The 21,170-nt window shown below is 44.5% G+C and carries 16 protein-coding genes; 12 read left to right on the forward strand and 4 right to left on the reverse strand.

Annotation, left to right across the window (positions count from 1 at the left end; translation table 11 throughout):
- The first annotated feature begins 21 nt into the window (after window positions 1-21).
- Window positions 22-1,602: a peptide chain release factor 3 gene (prfC, locus tag L0991_00845; protein XGB62631.1), complete on the forward strand. Its 1,581-nt coding sequence runs from the start codon at window positions 22-24 to the stop codon at window positions 1,600-1,602.
- A 106-nt stretch (window positions 1,603-1,708) separates the two neighbouring features.
- Entirely contained in the window at window positions 1,709-2,539 is an 831-nt protein-coding gene (locus tag L0991_00850; protein XGB62632.1) for a LysR family transcriptional regulator, read from the forward strand.
- Here L0991_00850 and L0991_00855 read toward each other — a convergent pair.
- Both L0991_00855 and L0991_00860 read right to left on the reverse strand, forming a co-directional pair.
- Window positions 2,536-3,249, reverse strand: a complete 714-nt coding sequence (locus L0991_00855) for a hypothetical protein (protein ID XGB62633.1) — start codon at window positions 3,247-3,249, stop codon at window positions 2,536-2,538. The genes L0991_00850 and L0991_00855 overlap by 4 nt on opposite strands.
- 103 nt (window positions 3,250-3,352) lie before the next feature.
- Window positions 3,353-5,329, reverse strand: a complete 1,977-nt coding sequence (locus tag L0991_00860) for a hypothetical protein (GenBank protein ID XGB62634.1) — start codon at window positions 5,327-5,329, stop codon at window positions 3,353-3,355.
- Window positions 5,330-5,574: 245 nt separating this feature from the next.
- Between L0991_00860 and L0991_00865 the strand changes: the two genes are divergently transcribed.
- The 7 genes from L0991_00865 to deoD all read left to right on the forward strand — a co-directional run bounded on the left by L0991_00865 (window position 5,575) and on the right by deoD (window position 12,917).
- Window positions 5,575-5,730 (forward strand): DUF5363 domain-containing protein, encoded by a 156-nt coding sequence (locus L0991_00865; protein XGB62635.1) that lies wholly within the window; start codon window positions 5,575-5,577, stop codon window positions 5,728-5,730.
- Complete coding sequence (locus tag L0991_00870; protein ID XGB62636.1) at window positions 5,711-6,523, forward strand: TatD family hydrolase; 813 nt, start codon at window positions 5,711-5,713, stop codon at window positions 6,521-6,523. Before L0991_00865 ends, L0991_00870 begins: the two co-directional genes overlap by 20 nt.
- A 204-nt stretch (window positions 6,524-6,727) precedes the next feature.
- Window positions 6,728-7,990, forward strand: a complete 1,263-nt coding sequence (locus tag L0991_00875) for a NupC/NupG family nucleoside CNT transporter (protein ID XGB62637.1) — start codon at window positions 6,728-6,730, stop codon at window positions 7,988-7,990.
- Window positions 7,991-8,499: 509 nt separating this feature from the next.
- Complete coding sequence (deoC, locus tag L0991_00880) at window positions 8,500-9,276, forward strand: deoxyribose-phosphate aldolase (GenBank protein XGB62638.1); 777 nt, start codon at window positions 8,500-8,502, stop codon at window positions 9,274-9,276.
- 223 nt (window positions 9,277-9,499) lie between these two features.
- On the forward strand, window positions 9,500-10,828 hold the full coding sequence (gene deoA, locus L0991_00885; protein ID XGB62639.1) for a thymidine phosphorylase: 1,329 nt from the start codon (window positions 9,500-9,502) through the stop codon (window positions 10,826-10,828).
- A gap of 77 nt (window positions 10,829-10,905) precedes the next feature.
- Window positions 10,906-12,126 (forward strand): phosphopentomutase, encoded by a 1,221-nt coding sequence (locus L0991_00890; protein XGB62640.1) that lies wholly within the window; start codon window positions 10,906-10,908, stop codon window positions 12,124-12,126.
- A 68-nt stretch (window positions 12,127-12,194) separates the two neighbouring features.
- A complete protein-coding gene (gene deoD / locus L0991_00895) occupies window positions 12,195-12,917 on the forward strand; it encodes a purine-nucleoside phosphorylase (protein ID XGB62641.1) in 723 nt (240 codons plus the stop codon).
- A gap of 93 nt (window positions 12,918-13,010) precedes the next feature.
- Here the strand turns inward: deoD and L0991_00900 are convergent, their stop codons facing one another.
- The gene (locus L0991_00900) at window positions 13,011-13,622 is read right to left on the reverse strand and encodes a YtjB family periplasmic protein (protein XGB62642.1); all 612 of its coding nucleotides are present in this window, start codon (window positions 13,620-13,622) and stop codon (window positions 13,011-13,013) included.
- 109 nt (window positions 13,623-13,731) lie between these two features.
- On the opposite strand from L0991_00900, the gene serB reads away from it, so the two are divergent.
- Complete coding sequence (gene serB / locus L0991_00905; GenBank protein ID XGB62643.1) at window positions 13,732-14,712, forward strand: phosphoserine phosphatase; 981 nt, start codon at window positions 13,732-13,734, stop codon at window positions 14,710-14,712.
- A 110-nt stretch (window positions 14,713-14,822) separates the two neighbouring features.
- On the opposite strand, the gene L0991_00910 is transcribed toward serB, so the two are convergent.
- Window positions 14,823-17,171 (reverse strand): PilZ domain-containing protein, encoded by a 2,349-nt coding sequence (locus tag L0991_00910; GenBank protein ID XGB62644.1) that lies wholly within the window; start codon window positions 17,169-17,171, stop codon window positions 14,823-14,825.
- A gap of 161 nt (window positions 17,172-17,332) precedes the next feature.
- Here L0991_00910 and radA point away from each other — a divergent pair, with 161 nt between their 5' ends.
- Together radA and fusA are read left to right on the forward strand one after the other, a co-directional pair.
- A complete protein-coding gene (gene radA, locus L0991_00915; GenBank protein ID XGB62645.1) occupies window positions 17,333-18,712 on the forward strand; it encodes a DNA repair protein RadA in 1,380 nt (459 codons plus the stop codon).
- A 234-nt stretch (window positions 18,713-18,946) separates the two neighbouring features.
- Complete coding sequence (gene fusA, locus L0991_00920; protein XGB62646.1) at window positions 18,947-21,037, forward strand: elongation factor G; 2,091 nt, start codon at window positions 18,947-18,949, stop codon at window positions 21,035-21,037.
- The last annotated feature ends 133 nt before the right edge of the window (window positions 21,038-21,170 follow it).

Consider the following 21,170-nt stretch of genomic DNA (forward strand, 5'->3'; position numbering starts at 1 on the left):
TTAGATCAGCAAAGGGCGACTATGTCTTTCCAACAAGAAGTGAGCAAACGTAGAACGTTTGCAATTATCTCTCACCCGGATGCGGGTAAAACCACGATTACTGAAAAAGTTCTTTTATTCGGAAACGCGATTCAGAAAGCGGGTACCGTAAAAGGCCGTGGCTCTAACCAGCACGCTAAATCTGACTGGATGGAGATGGAAAAAGAACGTGGTATCTCGGTAACTACGTCGGTAATGCAATTCCCATACAATGATTGCCTAGTAAACCTACTAGATACTCCAGGACACGAAGATTTCTCGGAAGATACGTACCGTACATTGACGGCGGTTGACTCTTGTTTGATGGTTATCGATGCTGCAAAAGGTGTCGAAGATCGTACTCGTAAACTGATGGAAGTAACGCGTCTACGTGATACACCAATCGTAACGTTTATGAACAAACTTGACCGTGACGTTCGTGACCCGATGGAAGTGCTTGATGAAGTAGAAAGCGAGCTAGGTATGGCTTGTGCTCCAATTTCATGGCCAATCGGTTGTGGTAAAGAGTTTAAAGGTGTTTACCACATTCACCGTGACGAAACGATCTTGTACGAATCTGGTCACGGCCACGAGATCCAAGAAGTTCGTATCATCAAAGGTTTAGATAACCCAGATCTAGATGAAGCGGTAGGTGCTGATCTAGCGGAAAGTGTACGTGAAGAGCTAGAGCTTGTTATTGGTGCTTGTCCTGAGTTTGATCACGACCTGTTCCTTGCTGGTGAGCTAACGCCTGTTTACTTCGGTACTGCACTTGGTAACTTTGGTGTTGACCACATGCTTGATGGCCTAACGAAGTGGGCTCCGGCACCGCAAACTCGCCAAGCTAACGAGCGTGATGTTGTTGCGACAGAAGAGAAGTTCTCTGGTTTCGTATTTAAGATCCAAGCAAACATGGATCCTAAACACCGCGACCGTATCGCTTTCATGCGTATCGTATCTGGTACTTACAGCCAAGGTATGAAGATGAACCACGTTCGTACCGGTAAGAACGTTAGCATTTCTGATGCGGTAACTTTCATGGCGGGTGACCGAGCACGTGCTGAAAAAGCGTATGCAGGTGACATTATCGGTCTGCATAACCACGGCACAATTCAGATTGGTGATACCTTTACTCAAGGTGAGAACCTGAAGTTCTCTGGTATTCCAAACTTTGCGCCTGAGCTATTCCGTCGTATTCGTCTACGTGATCCTCTAAAGCAGAAGCAACTTCTAAAAGGCTTGGTTCAGCTTTCAGAAGAGGGCGCAGTACAAGTATTCCGCCCTATGCAGAACAATGACTTGATCGTTGGTGCGGTTGGTGTACTTCAGTTCGACGTGGTTGTAGCGCGCTTGAAAGCAGAATACAACGTAGAAGCTATCTACGAAGGTGTTAACGTTGCAACAGCTCGTTGGGTTGAGTGTGATGACGCTAAGAAACTGGAAGAGTTCAAACGTAAGAACCAATCTAACCTTGCGCTAGATGGCGGTGATAACCTGTCTTACATCGCACCTACAATGGTGAACTTGAACCTAGCTTCAGAACGTTTCCCAGACGTTAAGTTCCGAGCGACGCGCGAGCACTAATAGCAGCAGTTCTACATAACACTGTTGAATAATATTAAAGCCGAATTGCTTATAGCATTCGGCTTTTTTGTTACACTAAGAGTACACCGTTTTGATGGAGTAAAGCGTGTTTGACCTTAACTTAGTAAAGCCATTCCTCTCTGTATATCAGCAAAGATCGATAACTAAAGCTGCAGAATCATTAGAGCTAACGCAGCCTGCGGTTAGCGCCGCAATCAAAAGGTTTGAAGCCGTAGTTGGGTATTCACTATTTGTTAGAGTAGGGCGTTCAATTGAACCCACTTCGATGGCTCATAAGTTAGCGGGGCAACTCTCTAGCGCGTTAGAACTTATGGAGGGTGCGGTCTCCAGAAAGCGAGATTTCACGGTTTACATGCCAGCAAATCTTCTACACAAAATGCCTATGCTTAACGGTGTTCAATTAGTTGAATCGCCAATTTCTGTTGAAAATATTGTCGAGGATATCCGACTAAACCGAGTCGATTTAGTGGTCGATACTGGCTTACCTAAACAGGCGAGTTTAGAGTCTGAGTTTGCAACGACAGACAGGCTACTGCTAATGAGTGACCCTGAGGTTGGTCAGTTTCGTGAGCAAATTTCTATGGATGATTTTCTTGCGGCTAGGCATGTAACCTTGAAGTTACTCCGACAAGATACTCAAATCGTCGACTTTCTCTCTGAAAAGAGCTTCACACGTGATGTGGCAATTGAAGTTCGAAACCTAACGAACTTGATCTTAGCTGTTAAGGGAACGGACTATATTGCTGCCGTTCCGGTTAGCATGATTCATCTAGCAAAAACGGTCGGTTTACAAATCCACGAACCTCCATTTGCGATGCGCCCAGTGGAATTCGAGTTTTTTTATCACAAGAAGTATCAAACTAATGGGCAGCACCAAGAGTTACGAGAGAAGATAAAAGCGCTATTGAACAACTAGAAGTCGAAGGCTAAGCCGAATTCAACATAGTTTTTACTTTCAGGGTATATAGTGTAGGTGACAGACGGTTTTACGTACTTCAAATTAAAGAATACAGCGAGCTCGTGATAATGGATGTTGGTCCTAGTTTCATTTCTAATATATCCAGGGAACGCTGCAGTATCATCTTTGATATAAAAATCTTGGGTATCTTTTTTGAATCCGATTTCTTGATTGAATTTGTAAAGAAAATCAGCATATTGAATCGGGCTCCACAGAGCGCCTGCACTATAATCGAATGTGTCAGAGGCTTTATATTCCACGCATAAGTTTGGAAGACAAGCTTCGAAATCTCTATCCATATAGTTGTAGTTAATATCGCCAAGCAGTGTCCAATTTTCATGAATTAATTTAGCAACAAAAATGCCTGTTGTGATCTCATGTTCACTGACTTTTATTGTGTTTTCTGTGTAGTACGTATCCCCCTGCCAGAATGAATATCCCAACCCAGCTTGCCAATATTCTTGAGTATCAACTTCTCCAAAAACACGCAACTTATCATTGATTTGATAGTTTATATCAAGAGTGGCAACGGTTTTTTCGCTGTCTGGATTTTGAGATAAGCTGACGGAAAAAATATCCGTAAAACGTTCAATGGATTCAACTAGGGTTTCATTTGCAGACAAATAAAAAGGAAAGATAGAAGCTAGTGTTAATAGAATGCGTTTCATATTTTAATTCCGAATCGCTTTCCTTAGCTAACAAGATAAGTGACACCCGATAATCGAGCTTACGATTACCGGGTGACAGGCATGGTTTTACTCGGACTAACTATTAGCCGCGCAAACGTTGTTGAATAGCTGACTTCGCTTTCTGTAACTTAGCTGGGTCGATTGATTGGACTTTGTCTTTTACGTTATTTTTAACCGTAGGAGGAAGTGTCACATCACCTCGGTCATTTACAACAATACCGTTGCCAAAAGTGACTGTTCCATTTACTTCGTCTATGTAGCCTTCACCTACAATGTTTCCATGACGATCTTTGATATGAACGATGCCACGATCATCAGCTTCTGCTGTATAGTCAGTCGTTTGAGATTTGCCATTTACCGTTACAACAATGTTGTCACCTTCTAAATCAGCAGAAATAGTTGGCTTCGCAGGGGCGTCGATTTCAGGTCGGTCACCACCAAACTCAGGCGCATTACCAATTGGTTTATCGATAATCGGACGAATGAGATCTTTTGAAATTCGGATAGGCTCACCACCAATAGCTCGGTAGTACCAATCACCATCGGAGTTATACATAGAGCCAACAGGGACACCATTCTTAGTTACATTGATCACCGAATCACTTACTCGGTCGAATTCGATACCGTTGTAACCAGGTTTTGTTGGCTCTTCTAACTCAGGTCGGTCACCACCAAACTCAGGCGCATTGCCAATTGGTTTATCGATAATCGGACGAATAAGGTCTTTTGAAATTCGGATAGGCTCACCACCAATAGCTCGGTAGTACCAGTCACCATCGGAGTTATACATAGAGCCAACAGGGACACCATTTTTAGTTACATTGATCACCGAATCGCTTACTCGGTCGAATTCGATACCGTTGTAACCAGGTTTTGTTGGCTCTTCTAACTCAGGTCGGTCACCACCAAACTCAGGCGCATTGCCAATTGGTTTATCGATAATCGGACGAATAAGGTCTTTTGAAATTCGGATAGGCTCGCCACCAATAGCTCGGTAGTACCAGTCACCATCGGAGTTATACATAGAGCCAACAGGGACACCATTCTTAGTTACATTGATCACCGAATCACTTACTCGGTCGAATTCGATACCGTTGTAACCAGGTTTTGTTGGCTCTTCTAACTCAGGTCGGTCACCACCAAACTCAGGCGCATTGCCAATTGGTTTATCGATAATCGGACGAATAAGGTCTTTTGAAATTCGGATAGGCTCGCCACCAATAGCTCGGTAGTACCAGTCACCATCGGAGTTATACATAGAGCCAACAGGGACACCATTCTTAGTTACATTGATCACCGAATCACTTACTCGGTCGAATTCGATACCGTTGTAACCAGGTTTTGTTGGCTCTTCTAACTCAGGTCGGTCACCACCAAACTCAGGCGCATTGCCAATTGGTTTATCGATAATCGGACGAATAAGGTCTTTTGAAATTCGGATAGGCTCGCCACCAATAGCTCGGTAGTACCAGTCACCATCGGAGTTATACATAGAGCCAACAGGGACACCATTCTTAGTTACATTGATCACCGAATCACTTACTCGGTCGAATTCGATACCGTTGTAACCAGGTTTTGTTGGCTCTTCCAACTCAGGTCGGTCACCACCAAACTCAGGCGCATTGCCAATTGGTTTATCAACAATCGGGCGCTCACGTTCAATTGGATTTGATATAGAAGGAGAGATAGGTAGCTCGTTATCAGGTGTTGCCTCAACTGGCAACGTTGGTGTTTGAGGTTCTTTGGTACCATCAGAGCTTGAACTGCTACTTAACAGCCCTGCTACCAACGCAGCCGAAGCCGCACCAACAGCAGCCCAAGTGCCGTTAGATTGTTTTTCGTAAGTAACATCATCGATTGTGGCTGTCGTACCTGGAGTTGCATTCGTGTATTGTTCGTTTAACTTATACTGAACAGAAGCATCAACCGCTTTCATTTGTCCATCAATAAGCTGAAGGGTTTGCTGATTTGCTAGCTCTACGTTGACTTGAGGAGCAGTAGCAAAAGCTGGTGCAACTAACACGCTAGAAATTGAAATGGCTAAGAGTGATGCTTTCATAATGTAGGATCTCGTCGTTTAATTAGGCGTCTTGCTATTGGTGCCTCCTTGGCAAGTGCGGCTATTATTTGTTCTGATGAGATTTTCAACAATATAGCTAGCTAGTGTTGATGTATAAATTTGATTTATGCTTTTATTGCTTTTGGGTTGATTATTGAGCATTGGTGCGATTTGTATGTGTAATTTTAGTGATTTGCTTTATGTATTGGTTTTTCGTAAGCATTGATTAAAGACATGAGGTAAATATGTTCGGTTGGATAAAAGTTTGGGTTAGGAAATACGATCAGTGGTGTGAAGAGCTTGGGCTAACGCCTGAAAACAAGCGTAGCTGTGTACCTTATCGTAGAGATCCTCAAGGGCAGCAAGCTGAGAGTGGGACAGATGACACAGCAAACAAGTGACTTTCCGCTATTTGATACACATTGCCACGCGGACTTTGAGGCGTTTGAGCAAGGTCTTTCCCATGAGCAGAGCATTGATGGGTATATCAAAGAGGCAAAACAGGCCCAAGTTGAGAAGTTACTCATCCCTTCTATCGGTCAAAACAACTGGCATAAGCTTGAGAAAATTGCGCAATCTCACCCCAATGTTTACTACGCGTTAGGCTTCCATCCTTACTTTTTAGAGCAAGCGGATACGGTGCAATTTGAAGAACTTCATCAATTACTCACTTTAAAAACACGTCAGTGTGTGGCCATTGGTGAGTGTGGATTGGACTTTTTTGTGGATGTGGAACAGGAGAAACAAGAGCGCTTTTTCATCCAACAAATGGAGCTTGCCAAGGCGTTTGATTTGCCTCTGATTATCCATGAAAGGAAGTCTTACAACCGCCTTATTCAGCTAATAAAGCAGCACAAGTTTACTTTAGGTGGGGTAATTCACGGTTTTTCTGGAAGTGAACAGCAAGCTTTGGCTTGGATTAAGCTTGGTTTCTATATTGGCGTTGGCGGAACGATAACTTACCCAAGAGCGCAAAAAACACGCACAACTATCGCTAAGTTGCCGCTTGAAAGCTTGGTGTTAGAGACCGATGCACCGGATATGCCAACCTATGGAAACCAAGGAAATGTTAATCATTCCAAACATTTAGTTACGATATCAAATGAACTTTTTTTGCTTAGAAAAGAGCCAAAGCAATCGATTGCAGCGCAAATTTGGCAAAATAGCCATCGCGCATTCGGTATATGTGAATAAAATCTAATGTTTTTGTTTATCGTTTGCGTAAATTGCATCTCTATTGTGATTTGAGTCACATTTGCGTGTGAATGGTACATGAATCTTCTACGAAAGTGTGAGGGCGGCATTACTTTATTAGTGGTCGCATGAGTATAATTGCCCCCGCTTTATAGCCCCATTTTGTAACACGCCAATAAATAACTAATAAGGAAGTCATAAACTATGAGCCTGTTTATGAGCCTAGTCGGTATGGTTGTACTGATTGCAATCGCAGTACTACTATCTGACAACCGCAAAGCTATTAACTTTAGAACGGTGGGTGGCGCATTCGCTATCCAATTCGCACTTGGTGCATTCGTACTTTACATCCCTTGGGGTCGTGATTTGCTTGCAGGTTTCTCTGCTGGTGTAGCAAACGTAATCGACTACGGTAAAGACGGTACTGGTTTCCTATTCGGTAGCCTAGTTAACTTCTCTGTTGACGGTATCGGTTTCATCTTTGCTTTCCAAGTTCTACCAACATTGATCTTCTTCTCTGCACTTATCTCTGTACTTTACTACATTGGTGTAATGCAGCTTGTAATCAAAGTTCTTGGTGGTGGTCTTCAGAAAGCTCTAGGTACTTCTCGCGCCGAGTCAATGTCTGCAGCAGCAAACATCTTCGTTGGCCAAACAGAAGCTCCTCTAGTTGTTCGTCCATTTGTTCCTAAGATGACTAACTCTGAACTATTCGCAGTAATGTGTGGTGGTCTAGCATCTGTAGCTGGTGGTGTACTAGCGGGTTACGCATCTATGGGTGTTCCTCTAGAGTACCTAGTTGCAGCGTCATTCATGGCAGCACCTGGTGGTCTACTATTCGCTAAAATCATCAAGCCTGAAACAGATACGCCAGACGACAACATCGCTGACGATATCGACGGCGGCGACGACAAGCCAGCTAACGTTATCGACGCAGCAGCAGGCGGCGCATCAGTTGGTCTACAACTAGCTCTAAACGTTGGTGCAATGCTACTAGCATTCATCGGTCTAATTGCTCTAATCAACGGTATCCTAGGTGGCATCGGTGGTTGGTTCGGTATGGAAAACCTAACTCTAGAACTTCTTCTAGGTTGGATCTTCGCACCTCTAGCATTCATCATTGGTGTTCCATGGGAAGAAGCAACTATTGCTGGTTCTTTCATTGGTCAGAAGACAGTTGTTAACGAATTCGTTGCATACCTAAACTTCGTACCATACGTTGGTGAAAACGCTCAAGTTGTTGCAGCGACTGGTCAAGTGATGTCTGAGAAGACTCAAGCTATCATCGCATTCGCACTATGTGGTTTCGCAAACCTTTCTTCTATTGCGATTCTACTAGGTGGCCTAGGTGGTATTGCACCAAGCCGTCGCCAAGACATCGCACGTATGGGTGTTAAAGCGGTTATTGCTGGTACTCTATCTAACCTGATGGCAGCAACAATTGCTGGCTTCTTCCTATCTTTCTAATTAAGTAGATTAGATTATATAGACGCCACTTTAATATCGCCCCGTAGCAAGAAATTGCTGCGGGGCTTTTTTGTTTTTAGGCCTGTTGAACCTGAATATCAGTTTGATTCGATGGTGGGCCTAGAATGTTTTTTTGAGATACAAACCGTTTGCGTTCTAAGGAGCACTACAATTTATTAATGGATACCTATAATGTATAGGCTCAAGGGATAGGATGTCTCTTGTTGGCAAGAAAGTAACCGCTTGGATTCGTTCGCAGTTATTCTTCTGGGATTAAGCCAAACTTAGCGATACGCTATAGATGTTAGACACAACATGACTGATTTGTTGTGCCATAGACCAAACTGGTACTGTGCGGTGACAAGGATTGCAATTGATAGCGAAAGTTATCAAGTCTTCAGGGAACCAAGTCCGTTCATTTGTGACTACTGAGCATTACTAAAATATCCATCTATACTGGATGGAGGGCGAAGTAGTTAACTATTTGAATATATTGATCGGAGATAGAAATGAGCGATTTAAAAGCAGCAGCTCTACGTGCACTTAAACTTATGGACCTAACTACGTTAAATGACGACGACACAACTGAAAAAGTTGTAGCGCTTTGTCACGACGCGAAGACTGCAGTAGGCAACACAGCTGCAATCTGTATTTACCCTCGCTTTATCCCAGCAGCTAAGAAAGCGTTGCGTGAGCAAGGTACTCCAGAAGTACGTATTGCGACTGTAACTAACTTCCCTCATGGTAATGATGACATCGAAATCGCAGTTGCTGAAACAAAAGCAGCAGTAGCATACGGTGCAGACGAAGTAGACGTAGTATTCCCATACCGCGCTCTAATCGCTGGCAACGAAGAAGTAGGTTTCGAGCTAGTTAAACAGTGTAAAGAAGCATGTGGCGACATCACACTGAAAGTAATCATCGAAACTGGTGAACTTAAAGAAGAAGCACTGATCAAGAAAGCATCTGAGATTTGTATCAAAGCAGGCGCTGACTTCATCAAAACTTCAACAGGTAAAGTGCCAGTAAACGCGACTCCAGAGTACGCGCGCATGATGCTAGAAGTTATCCGTGACATGGGCGTAGCTAAAACTGTAGGTTTCAAACCTGCAGGTGGCGTACGTACCGCTGAAGATGCAGCACAATACCTAGCAATGGCTGATGAGCTACTAGGTGCTGAGTGGGCAGACAACATGCACTACCGCTTTGGTGCTTCAAGCCTACTAACTAACCTTCTTAATACATTAGAAGTGACAGACCAGACTGCTGATCCAGCAGCATACTAATTTACTCGTCATATTTGGCGCCGCAGCGTTGTTGACTGCGTAAGTTCATCCTAATCACATAGAGCCTCTATGCTCATAGGAATGAACTCACTGGTCGTCTAGCTGCAACGCCAAATATTTAGAGTATTGAAAATAACAAGTCTGTTTGATGGAGTGACGTTAAGTCACTCCATATTACCTCTTTTCCCTACAAACCATACTCACTAGAGTTTGGGAGGCACTAATGTATCTACCTCAAGAAATTATTCGCAGAAAACGTGACGGTGAAGTCCTAACAGCTGAAGAAATTAACTTCTTCATTCAAGGCGTAGCTAAGAACACGGTCTCTGAAGGTCAAATTGCAGCATTCGCAATGGCTATCTTCTTCAACGAAATGACAATGCCAGAACGTATCGCACTAACGTGTGCAATGCGTGACTCTGGCATGGTAATCGACTGGAGCCACATGAACTTTGATGGCCCAATCGTTGATAAACACTCTACTGGTGGTGTTGGTGACGTAACTTCTCTGATGCTTGGCCCTATGGTGGCAGCATGTGGCGGTTTCGTTCCAATGATCTCTGGTCGTGGTCTTGGCCACACTGGCGGTACGCTAGACAAGCTTGAATCTATTCCTGGTTACAACATTACACCAACCAACGATGTGTTCGGTGAAGTAACTAAAGATGCGGGTGTTGCTATCATCGGTCAAACAGGTGACTTAGCGCCTGCTGATAAGCGTGTTTACGCGACTCGTGATATCACAGCAACTGTGGACAATATCTCGCTAATCACGGCTTCAATCCTATCTAAGAAACTAGCTGCTGGCCTAGACTCTCTAGTGATGGACGTAAAAGTAGGTTCAGGTGCATTCATGCCGACTTACGAAGCGTCTGAAGAGCTAGCGAAATCTATCGTTGCAGTAGCAAACGGTGCTGGCACTAAAACAACAGCAATCCTAACGGACATGAACCAAGTTCTTGCTTCTTCAGCGGGTAACGCAGTAGAAGTTCGTGAAGCGGTTCAATTCCTAACGGGTGAATACCGCAATCCACGTTTGCTAGAAATTACGATGGCATCGTGTGCGGAAATGCTAGTACTTGGCAACCTTGCAAAAGATTCAGAAGAAGCGCGCGAAAAACTGATGGCAGTACTGGATAACGGTAAAGCAGCAGAGTGCTTCGGTAAAATGGTAGCGGGCCTTGGTGGTCCAGCAGACTTCGTAGAAAACTACGATAACTACCTAGAAAAAGCAGAAATTATTAAACCAGTGTACGCGCTAGAAAGCGGTGTGGTATCAGCAATGGATACTCGTGCAATTGGTATGGCTGTAGTTGGTATGGGCGGTGGTCGTCGCGTAGCAACGGACAGCATTGATTACGCAGTTGGTTTCGATAGCTTCATTCGTCTTGGCGAAGTGGCAAGCGATGAGAAACCATTAGCAATGATTCATGCTCGCAACGAACAACAGTGGCAAGAAGCTGCAACGGCATTACAAAATGCAATCACTGTGGGCGGAGAATATACAGCAACACCAGACGTTTACCGTCAGATTCGTTCTGAAGACGTGTAAATAACCGCTATCGGTATACCTCGCGTATACCGATAATCAAAAGCGCTGGTGCAAAGAGCAATAAGTTGGTGAAGAAAATGAAAAGAGCATTTATTTTAGTTTTAGATTCATTCGGTATCGGTGAGACAGCGGATGCAGACAAATTCGGTGATGTAGGTTCAGACACTATGGGTCACATCGCAGACCATTGTGATAAAGGTCTTGCTGACAATGCCGATCGTCAAGGCCCTCTGACGCTACCAAACCTGTCTAAACTAGGTTTAGCGATGGCTCACAAAGAGTCTACAGGTCGTTTTGCTCCTGGTATGGATGCAGACGCAGAAATCATTGGTGCTTACGGTCACGCTGCTGAGCTGTCTTCTGGTAAAGACACGCCATCAGGTCACTGGGAAATCGCGGGTGTACCGGTACTGTTTGACTGGGGCTACTTCACCGACAAAGAGAATAGCTTCCCTAAAGAGCTTACTGATCGCATTCTTGAGCGTGCAGGTTTGTCTGGTTTCCTAGGTAACTGCCACTCATCTGGTACTGAGATCCTAGATAACCTAGGTGAAGAGCACATGAAGACTGGCCTACCAATCTTCTACACTTCTGCGGACTCTGTATTCCAGATTGCGTGTCACGAAGAGACATTCGGCCTGCAAAACTTGCTAGACCTTTGTCAGATCGCTCGTGAAGAGTTGGAAGAGTACAACATCGGTCGTGTCATCGCGCGTCCGTTCATTGGCCCAGGTAAAGGTCAATTCGAACGTACTGGTAACCGTCGTGACCTTTCAGTTGAGCCACCTGCAGCAACGATTCTTCAGAAGCTTGTTGATGAGAAGGGCGGTAATGTTCACTCAATCGGTAAGATCTCTGATATTTACGCTGGTTGTGGTATTACTCAGAAAACAAAAGCAACGGGTATCCCAGCGCTATTTGAAGCGACTAAAGAAGCGATCAATGAAGCAGGTGATAACACCATCGTCTTCACTAACTTCGTTGATTTTGACTCAGCTTACGGCCACCGCCGTGATGTTGCAGGCTACGCTGCTGCGCTTGAGTACTTCGATGGTCGTATCAATGAAATCATCGATATGATGAAAGAGGATGATGTACTTATCCTTACTGCTGACCACGGTTGTGATCCAACATGGCCAGGTACAGACCATACTCGTGAGCATATCCCTGTGATTGTTTACGGTAAAAAGGTTCCTGCAGGTTCTTTAGGCCGTCGCGATACGTTTGCTGACATCGGCCAAAGCTTAGCGTCTTACTTTGGTACATCGCCAATGGAATACGGTGCAAGCTTTCTATAATTGGTAATGAATAAAAGAGAGGGAAACCTCTCTTTTCTTTTTTTGTTTTGAGATTAAGGATATTTTCAATGGCTACTCCACATATTAATGCTGAAATGGGTGCGTTCGCTGACGTTGTATTAATGCCAGGCGATCCGCTACGAGCTAAATACATCGCTGAAACCTTCTTAGAAGACGTGGTTCAAGTGTGTGATGTGCGCAATATGTTTGGTTACACAGGTACTTATAAAGGTCGTAAGGTTTCGGTAATGGGACACGGTATGGGGATCCCATCTTGTTCGATTTACGCGACTGAGCTTATTAAAGACTTTGGTGTGAAAAAAATCATTCGTGTCGGTAGTTGTGGTGCAGTGAGCGAAGATATCAAAGTACGCGATGTAGTGATCGGTATGGGGGCATGTACCGACTCTAAAGTGAATCGTATTCGCTTCAAAGGTCACGACTTTGCTGCAATTGCAGATTACAAAATGGTTCGCGCGGCAGAAGATGCAGCCAAAGCACGCGGTGTTGATGTGAAAGTTGGTAACTTGTTCTCAGCTGAACTTTTCTACACGCCAGACCCTGAAATGTTTGAGGTGATGGATAAATACGGCATTGTTGGTGTAGAGATGGAAGCGGCCGGTATCTACGGCGTTTGTGCTGAATACGGTGCGAAAGCACTAACGATTTGTACTGTCTCAGACCATATCAAAACCGGTGAGCAAACTACATCAGATGAGCGTCAAACGACCTTCAATGACATGATGGTAATTGCATTAGATTCTGTGCTTCTTGGTGACCAAGAGGCGTAAGGCTTTATCTACTTAGATAGATCGACAGATAAATAAAAGCCCCGTCGCTGCCTGAGCTTCGGGGCTTTTTATTGGATAACGTAAATGCTCTATTTATGAATTTACGTTCTTCAGAAGTAAGTTCTCGCCTGATTTGGTTGGTCTTCTTCGAATCAACATTATAAACAGCACACCACTGACGAAGCCCATCAATACCATACCGATCATGTATCGATCACTTTTGCGGTAGTGGTGATCCGATATTGCTGTCATTTTACCTGTCTCAAAGGTGACGCGGATAAAACCAATGATGGTGTTTTCTTTCGAGTAAATTGGCTCTACTAGCTGCTGTCTACCGATACTCGCGGTTGAAAGTGGCGTATCTAGGCCAAGCACCTCACGCACTGACAGCGCCTTTTCGCTCGAAGCGAGGCGAATGCCTTCAGCATCATAGATGGTGGTATCGAATACCAGTCGATCTTGAGATAGCTGATTGGTCAGATCAAGCAGTCGTTCTTGGTCTTGTTGTGCGATCATTTTGCTGGCTGAAAGGGAAGCCTGAGAGATAAGCAGCTTAGTAAGTGTCTCGAGCTGTTTCGCTTGGATCTTTTCGTTACCCTTACTGATCACGACCGTATTTTTAATCGTAACGACGAACATAGTAGCCAACAAAATGAGGGCTAACATTCGCAAAGCGTTACGTATTGAGAACAATGATTCATTCATGTTTCACAGGGCCTGAAATAAACAAATGTTATGATTAAGACATATTGAGACTTGCGTTTTCAAATTGCAATAGGTTAACGTTTAGCATAGTTAATTAGGAATCATACACATGGACGCTCAGAAATACCTGCCGATGAAAAGGCATACCACGTTATTAACTCGACTCCCCGAGACTCGTTTCGCTTCTCAACTCGCTAAAGCTAAAGCCAACTGGATTGTATTCGGCGAGTACCTATCTCCGCAATCTTTCGACGACATCGACTTTTTCACTGGCACTTACAACACCATTTTAGATACGTGGAAAGTTGGCCATTACGAAGTGGCATTGATGTCTGGCAACCTAACGCCAGCGCATGAAGAAATCCTACAAGCTTTGAAGCTTGATTATGCTTGCCTTAGTGAAGTTCCAGATTTATCTAAGCCAGGCTTGATCGTGATGGATATGGATTCCACAGCGATTCAAATCGAGTGTATCGATGAAATAGCCAAGCTCGCTGGAGTAGGTGAATTAGTCTCTGAAATCACAGAGCGTGCTATGCAAGGTGAATTAGATTTCGAACAAAGCCTGCGCCAACGAGTTGGAGCACTGAAAGGTGCTGATGAGTCGATTCTAGAGCAAGTGCGCCAGTCACTGCCTTTCATGCCTGACTTAGTGGGACTTGTGAACACGCTTAATAAACTGAGTTGGAAAACCGCTATCGCATCGGGTGGCTTTACTTACTTCTCTGATTACTTAAAAGACACGCTAGACCTAGACCATGCTCAGTCGAATACTTTAGAAATCGTTAAGGGTAAATTGACGGGTGAAGTGTTGGGTGATGTCGTTTCTGCGCAAACCAAAGCTGATATCTTAGTTGAACTGGCGGAAGAGTATGAGCTGGAGCTGCATAACACGGTGGCTGTCGGTGATGGCGCGAATGACTTGGTAATGATGGGCGCCGCTGGTTTAGGTATTGCCTTCCATGCCAAACCAAAAGTCGAGCAACAAGCTCAAACGGCTGTGCGTTATGCTGGCTTGGGTGGGGTATTGTGTATCTTGTCTGGCGCGTTGGCCAAGCAACAAAAAATCAGTTGGCAGGCGAAACCGTAAAGGTTTGCAACAGCATGATTATTTAATCGTGTGACATTACAAAGGCAAAAAAGCAGGCACAGGGCCTGCTTTTCTATTTTATGGTGCTTGGATATTACGGGGGATTGTGACTAGCGAGTCAGCTCTAATCGGATCAATACTTCGTCGGTAATGTCTTCTATCTCTCCATAACCGATAAACGCGGTGATCTCGTTTTCTAGCTTCTTCGCTTGGTGCATGCTTATACGGGCAAGCTCTTCTAAATCCGATTGGAACAAGGTGGTCAATGGATTAAAGATTGGTGCTGTCGTAACACGAAGTACATACACATCACCTAGGTGCTGCGCTTTCTTAATGAATAAGATTCTTTCTTTTGCCGAGGCAAAGTCCTTCACCAGCTTAGTGTGTACCGATTGAATTTTGTCACCAAATTTCACCGCAGCGATATAAACGTCGTGGTGTTTAGGCTCTGCACCTTCAATTCTCTTGAGTGGCTCAGCCAGTAGTGAGTTGGTGTGGCCTTTAAAGATAGGCTCCAGTGAGAACTTTTGGTTGTGACCCAGTTTCGCCAATAAAGTCAGATGCTTGTTCAGCGGGAAATTCACACCAATGATCTTACAGCGTAGTGTAGAGCTTGGTTTATCAATGAAGATAGGAGTGCTCACCATCTTGCTCAACAAAATATTGTGCAGCGACTCAAGCAAGGAGTTCGTTGGCAGTATCTCTCTCTTCTTAATTAGCTTGCTTTGGTTTTGATCGATAAGCCCATTTAGGAATGCGATGGTGCGCATTGTCTTAGCGTTTTCAGCAATCACCAATTGGACATTGCGGCCATTCGGGCTCACACGAATCACGTGGTAAGGCACTGTGCTTAATGGCAGGTTCTTATCGTAAAGCTGCAGCTCATTAAAGTTCACGATCACTGGGTCATTGATCTTGAGTATCATCGGCTGTTCAAGAGTAATGCTTAACCCACGCTTCGAGATATCTAAGGTGTGACCGTTTGCCGCTGCGCCGTCTTGTGAGGTGATCTGCAGTGGAGACTTAAATTGATATCTAGGTTCTTTACGTCGAGTTTGTGAGTCAAAGTAGATGCTTTGTATGTTACCAACCACAGCTCGAGGATGACGGAAGCAATTCAATTCACTGCTTGGAATTCGAGGCTTTTCACTCAATAGGTAATCCGCGGCACTTTCGTGATCGCCAATCTCTTGCAAGATACCACAATGTGTTAGTTGTGCTGAGCTTTGCGCTAGGGTGTCTGAATGCTTAGCTAAAGCTTGTCGCTCTGCTTCTGATAACTCAAAAACAGAGAACTTGAATGCCTTCCAGCTTTTACGCTTACCACCAATGTGCCAGAACAGTTGTCTTTGTTCACGAGTCGCTTCAGGTAACATCATCGAATAGAACAGCGTCTTATTTTGATGTTCGTGAGTAAACGAGTAGATAACATTACTGGTACCTTTCACACCAGGCTTCGCCAGTAAGTTCATGCGCTGCTCGTTGAACAGAGTTCCCAGAGCTTGCTGGTTTCGCTCGTCGTGCCAGTATTGCCATAGCGGATGGTTGTTATCCGTAAGCAAGGCGAGCTTGAGTTCACTGCCACTGAAAAATAGGGGAAGGTTACAAGTATGCTTTAGATAGGTGTGCTCGATACCTCGTGTGCGAGTTCGAATGATTCTATCTTGGTTCTCATGACTGGTTTTCTTACTGGTGCTATTTAAAGACTCATCGAGCAAACGAGCCACAATATTGTTGTCGCTTACCTTGATGGTTCTTAGGAATTTAACCGCGTCGTTTTCATAAGAATCATCAATACCCAGAACGCGAAATTCAACTGCTTGGTTTACATCGGCTTCGAGTGACTTTTCCACCAATTCAGTGAACTTGACGCTAATGATCTCGCCTAGGTTATAACGAAAGGCGCTCGGTACTTTGAATTTTGCACCTGAAGGTGAGATATCAATCGTAACACCGTGCAGGCTTTGCCCTTTAGATGTGGTGATTTCAACCTGTGAGCTTATCTTGAGTCGGTTCTCTTGACGCTTTAAGTCATAACCAAGGTTTATAGCTTCAGCTTCATAGGGGCTGTTGGCACTGGTGATGCCTTGATTACTTTGAGACGCACTTTTAACCACACTACGCAGAGGCTGAATTCTTGGCGCCATAACTAGCTCCCAAGCCCCTTCTGTGTAGCCTTTGAATTTTTTTGTACCACGTTGATAGGCATTTAAAGCGATGTCGTCGAGCCAGTGTTTTCGGCCATCGAGTGTGAATTGACGACACTCATTATCGATACGTCCGCGTAAATCAATGCTCTTTGTACACGGAGCCATGATACGATTCAGTTCCATTTTAACGAGTAGTTTCAGAGACGGCGATTCACCTTCTGTCATTTGAGAAAGAAGGAATTCGAAATCTTCGGCGTGATAAGCCGGGATAAGACGCTCTGCTACAGATAGAATTTCAGATTGCTGCATACTTTTCTTGTTAGAATGGACGGTACATTTATGTTATCGACTAGTTTAAATCGATCTTTAAATATAAGTGGTATGACTGCAACGTTTATTTGCACCCGTACGGTCAAATAAGTCACAAATTGACAACATCATTGTGTAACTGGGTAAATTATTGAGGTTTTATGGCTAAGGCAAAGCGAGCTTATGTGTGTAATGACTGTGGTGCTGACTTTCCACGTTGGCAAGGACAGTGCAATGCGTGTGGTGCTTGGAACACAATTACCGAAGTTAGGTTAGCCGCTTCACCTCAGGTAGCACGCAATGAGAGATTAACTGGCTATGCAGGTAGTGCGACCGAATCTAGCGTTCAAACCCTGTCTGAGATTGATCTACAGGAAGTGCCTCGTTTTAGTAGTGGCTTTAAAGAGCTCGATCGCGTACTTGGTGGCGGTGTGGTACCGGGTGCTGCGATTCTTATTGGTGGTAACCCAGGTGCGGGTAAATCGACACTACTGCTACAAACCATGTGTCTACTTTCTTCTCAACTTCCTACTTTATATGTAACCGGTGAGGAATCGTTACAGCAGGTCGCGATGCGTGCTTCACGTCTTGGTTTGCCAAAAGAGCACTTAAAGATGCTCTCTGAAACCAATGTAGACAAGATCTGTCAGGTGGCAGAAAAAGAACAGCCTAAGATCATGGTCATCGACTCAATCCAAGTAATGCATGTCGCTGATGTTCAATCTTCACCAGGTAGTGTGGCTCAGGTTCGTGAGTCAGCGACGGCACTGACTCGTTTTGCTAAGCAGAATAACGTGGCTATTTTCCTAGTAGGACACGTAACTAAAGATGGTACTCTGGCGGGGCCTAAAGTACTTGAGCACATTATTGATTGTTCAGTTTTGTTAGACGGCGGAACAGACAGCCGTTTCAGAACATTACGCAGCCACAAAAACCGTTTTGGTGCGGTGAATGAGCTTGGTGTATTTGCGATGACAGGCCAAGGGCTAAAAGAAGTCAGCAACCCATCGGCTATATTCTTGTCTCGTGGCGAAGAAGAAACGTCAGGCAGTTCAGTAATGGTGGTATGGGAAGGTACCCGCCCACTGCTTGTTGAGATTCAAGCGCTGGTGGATTACTCCCAATTGGCGAATCCTCGTCGAGTCGCGGTTGGCCTTGAGCAGAACCGCCTTTCTTTATTACTCGCGGTGCTGCATAAACACGGCGGCTTACAAATGGCTGACCAAGATGTGTTTGTGAATGTCGTCGGTGGTGTTAAAGTAACCGAAACTAGTGCTGACCTTGCATTAGTTATGGCATTACTTTCTAGTTTCAGAGACCGCGCATTACCTAAAGATGTCGTAGTTTTTGGTGAAGTAGGCCTAGCGGGAGAGATTCGTCCTGTACCAAGCGGGCAAGAACGTTTGAATGAAGCATTTAAACACGGCTTTAAGAAAGCGATTGTTCCTGCAGCTAATATGCCGAAAGGTGGTATCCCAGGAATGCAAATCCACGGAGTGAAAAAACTATCAGAGGCAATTAATGCTTTTGATGAGTTGTAATTGAACTCACTTCAGCTAATCTATACAGCAGCAATTCAGTCTAACTTGAACGCCGATTGGGCTTGAGGTTAGCACTATAATTAACAATCATTTAGATTGTTTCTACAGCGTGCCTTTTTCTAAATGTTAGGAAAAGGCAAAGTTTTTTAGTCCCAAATGCATGCAAAGCTATCAGTCTTCACAGATTGTGATATACTCTGCGCGCATTTTATATCCTATTAACAGAGTAAGACAATGGCAGATTTATCGAAATACAGAAACATTGGTATTTTCGCGCACGTTGATGCGGGTAAAACAACTACCACTGAGCGTATCCTTAAGCTAACTGGTCAAATCCACAAGACTGGTGAAGTACATGACGGCGAATCAACGACTGACTTCATGGAACAGGAAGCTGAGCGCGGTATTACTATCCAATCAGCAGCTGTAAGCTGTTTCTGGAATGATCACCGTCTAAACGTTATCGATACTCCTGGACACGTTGACTTCACAGTTGAAGTATACCGTTCTCTTAAAGTACTTGATGGCGGTATCGGTGTATTCTGTGGTTCTGGTGGTGTTGAACCTCAATCAGAAACTAACTGGCGCTACGCTAACGAATCAGAAGTATCTCGTCTGATCTTCGTTAACAAACTAGACCGTATGGGTGCTGACTTCTACCGCGTTGTTGACCAAGTTAAGAACGTTCTAGGCGCTACTCCGCTAGTAATGGTTCTACCAATCGGCCGCGAAGATGAATTCGTTGGTGTTGTAGACCTACTAAGCCGTAAAGCATACGTTTGGGATGACACTGGTCTTCCTGAAAACTACGAAATCAAAGATGTTCCTGCGGACATGGTTGATGACGTTGAGCAATACCGTGAAGAGCTAATCGAAACTGCTGTAGAGCAAGACGATGACCTAATGGAAGCTTACATGGAAGGTGAAGAGCCTTCTATCGAAGACATCAAGCGTTGTATCCGTAAAGGTACTCGTGATATCGCATTCTTCCCAACGTTCTGTGGTTCTGCATTCAAGAACAAAGGTATGCAACTTATCCTTGACGCTGTAGTAGATTACCTACCAGCTCCAACTGAAGTTGATCCTCAGCCTCTAACAGACAAAGAAACTGGTGAGCCAACTGGTGAAGTTGCTACAGTATCTGCTGATGAGCCACTACGTGCTCTTGCGTTTAAGATCATGGACGACCGTTTCGGTGCACTAACGTTCATCCGTATCTACTCTGGTCGCATGAAGAAGGGTGATACAATCCTTAACGCTGCAACTGGTAAAACTGAGCGTATCGGCCGTATGGTTGAGATGCAAGCTGATGAGCGTAACGAGCTTACTGAAGCGCAAGCTGGTGACATCATCGCTGTTGTTGGTATGAAGAACGTTCAAACTGGTCACACTCTATGTGATCAGAAGCACGAATGTACTCTAGAGCCAATGATCTTCCCAACTCCAGTAATCTCTATCGCTGTATCTCCAAAAGATAAAGGCGGTTCTGAGAAAATGGGTATCGCGATCGGTAAAATGGTTGCAGAAGATCCATCTTTCCAAGTTGAGACTGACGAAGAAACTGGCGAAACTATCCTGAAAGGTATGGGTGAACTTCACCTAGACATCAAGGTAGATATCCTTAAGCGTACATACGGCGTTGACCTTGTAGTAGGTGCTCCTCAAGTAGCTTACCGTGAAACAATCACGAAAGCTGTTGAAGATAGCTACACTCACAAGAAACAATCTGGTGGTTCTGGTCAATTCGGTAAGATCGATTACCGTATCAAACCAGGCGAAGCTGGTTCTGGCTTCACTTTCTCTTCAACTGTTGTTGGTGGTAACGTTCCTAAGGAATTCTGGCCTGCAGTTGAGAAAGGTTTCGCATCTATGATGGAAAACGGTGTTCTTGCTGGCTTCCCAACTCTAGATGTTGAAGTAGAACTATTCGACGGTGGCTTCCACGCAGTTGACTCATCTGCAATCGCATTTGAAATCGCAGCGAAAGGCGCATTCCGTCAATCTATGCCTAAAGCGGGTGCACAACTTCTTGAGCCAATCATGAACGTTGACGTATTCACTCCAGAAGATCACGTTGGTGATGTAATCGGTGACCTTAACCGTCGTCGTGGCATGATCAAAGATCAACAAGCTGGCGCTACTGGCGTACGTATCAAAGCTGACGTACCACTATCAGAAATGTTTGGTTACATCGGTCACCTACGTACTATTACTTCAGGCCGTGGTCAATTCTCTATGGAATTCCTACAGTACTCTCCATGTCCAACAAACGTGGCAGACGAAGTAATCGCTAAAGTTAAAGCAGACAAAGAAGCTGGTAAGTAATTAGCTCTTTTCTAAATTAACTAGAAAGCCTCGCAAGTGAAAGCTTGCGGGGCTTTTGTTTTATGGGAATCATAGTGCGAGGTGCGAGGTGCGAGGTGCGAGGTGCGAGGTGCGAGGTGCGAGGTGCGAGGTG

The organism is Vibrio chagasii (genome assembly GCA_041879415.1).
Classification (GTDB): domain Bacteria; phylum Pseudomonadota; class Gammaproteobacteria; order Enterobacterales; family Vibrionaceae; genus Vibrio.

Bases quoted from the DNA above. Each gene is read 5' to 3' on its own strand.
- prfC (XGB62631.1), top strand. From the start codon at position 22: ATGTCTTTCCAACAAGAAGTGAGCAAACGTAGAACGTTTGCAATTATC.
- L0991_00855 (XGB62633.1), bottom strand. From the start codon at position 3,249: ATGAAACGCATTCTATTAACACTAGCTTCTATCTTTCCTTTTTATTTG.
- L0991_00860 (XGB62634.1), bottom strand. From the start codon at position 5,329: ATGAAAGCATCACTCTTAGCCATTTCAATTTCTAGCGTGTTAGTTGCA.
- L0991_00865 (XGB62635.1), top strand. From the start codon at position 5,575: ATGTTCGGTTGGATAAAAGTTTGGGTTAGGAAATACGATCAGTGGTGT.
- L0991_00870 (XGB62636.1), top strand. From the start codon at position 5,711: ATGACACAGCAAACAAGTGACTTTCCGCTATTTGATACACATTGCCAC.
- L0991_00875 (XGB62637.1), top strand. From the start codon at position 6,728: ATGAGCCTGTTTATGAGCCTAGTCGGTATGGTTGTACTGATTGCAATC.
- deoC (XGB62638.1), top strand. From the start codon at position 8,500: ATGAGCGATTTAAAAGCAGCAGCTCTACGTGCACTTAAACTTATGGAC.
- deoA (XGB62639.1), top strand. From the start codon at position 9,500: ATGTATCTACCTCAAGAAATTATTCGCAGAAAACGTGACGGTGAAGTC.
- L0991_00890 (XGB62640.1), top strand. From the start codon at position 10,906: ATGAAAAGAGCATTTATTTTAGTTTTAGATTCATTCGGTATCGGTGAG.
- deoD (XGB62641.1), top strand. From the start codon at position 12,195: ATGGCTACTCCACATATTAATGCTGAAATGGGTGCGTTCGCTGACGTT.
- L0991_00900 (XGB62642.1), bottom strand. From the start codon at position 13,622: ATGAATGAATCATTGTTCTCAATACGTAACGCTTTGCGAATGTTAGCC.
- serB (XGB62643.1), top strand. From the start codon at position 13,732: ATGGACGCTCAGAAATACCTGCCGATGAAAAGGCATACCACGTTATTA.
- L0991_00910 (XGB62644.1), bottom strand. From the start codon at position 17,171: ATGCAGCAATCTGAAATTCTATCTGTAGCAGAGCGTCTTATCCCGGCT.
- radA (XGB62645.1), top strand. From the start codon at position 17,333: ATGGCTAAGGCAAAGCGAGCTTATGTGTGTAATGACTGTGGTGCTGAC.
- fusA (XGB62646.1), top strand. From the start codon at position 18,947: ATGGCAGATTTATCGAAATACAGAAACATTGGTATTTTCGCGCACGTT.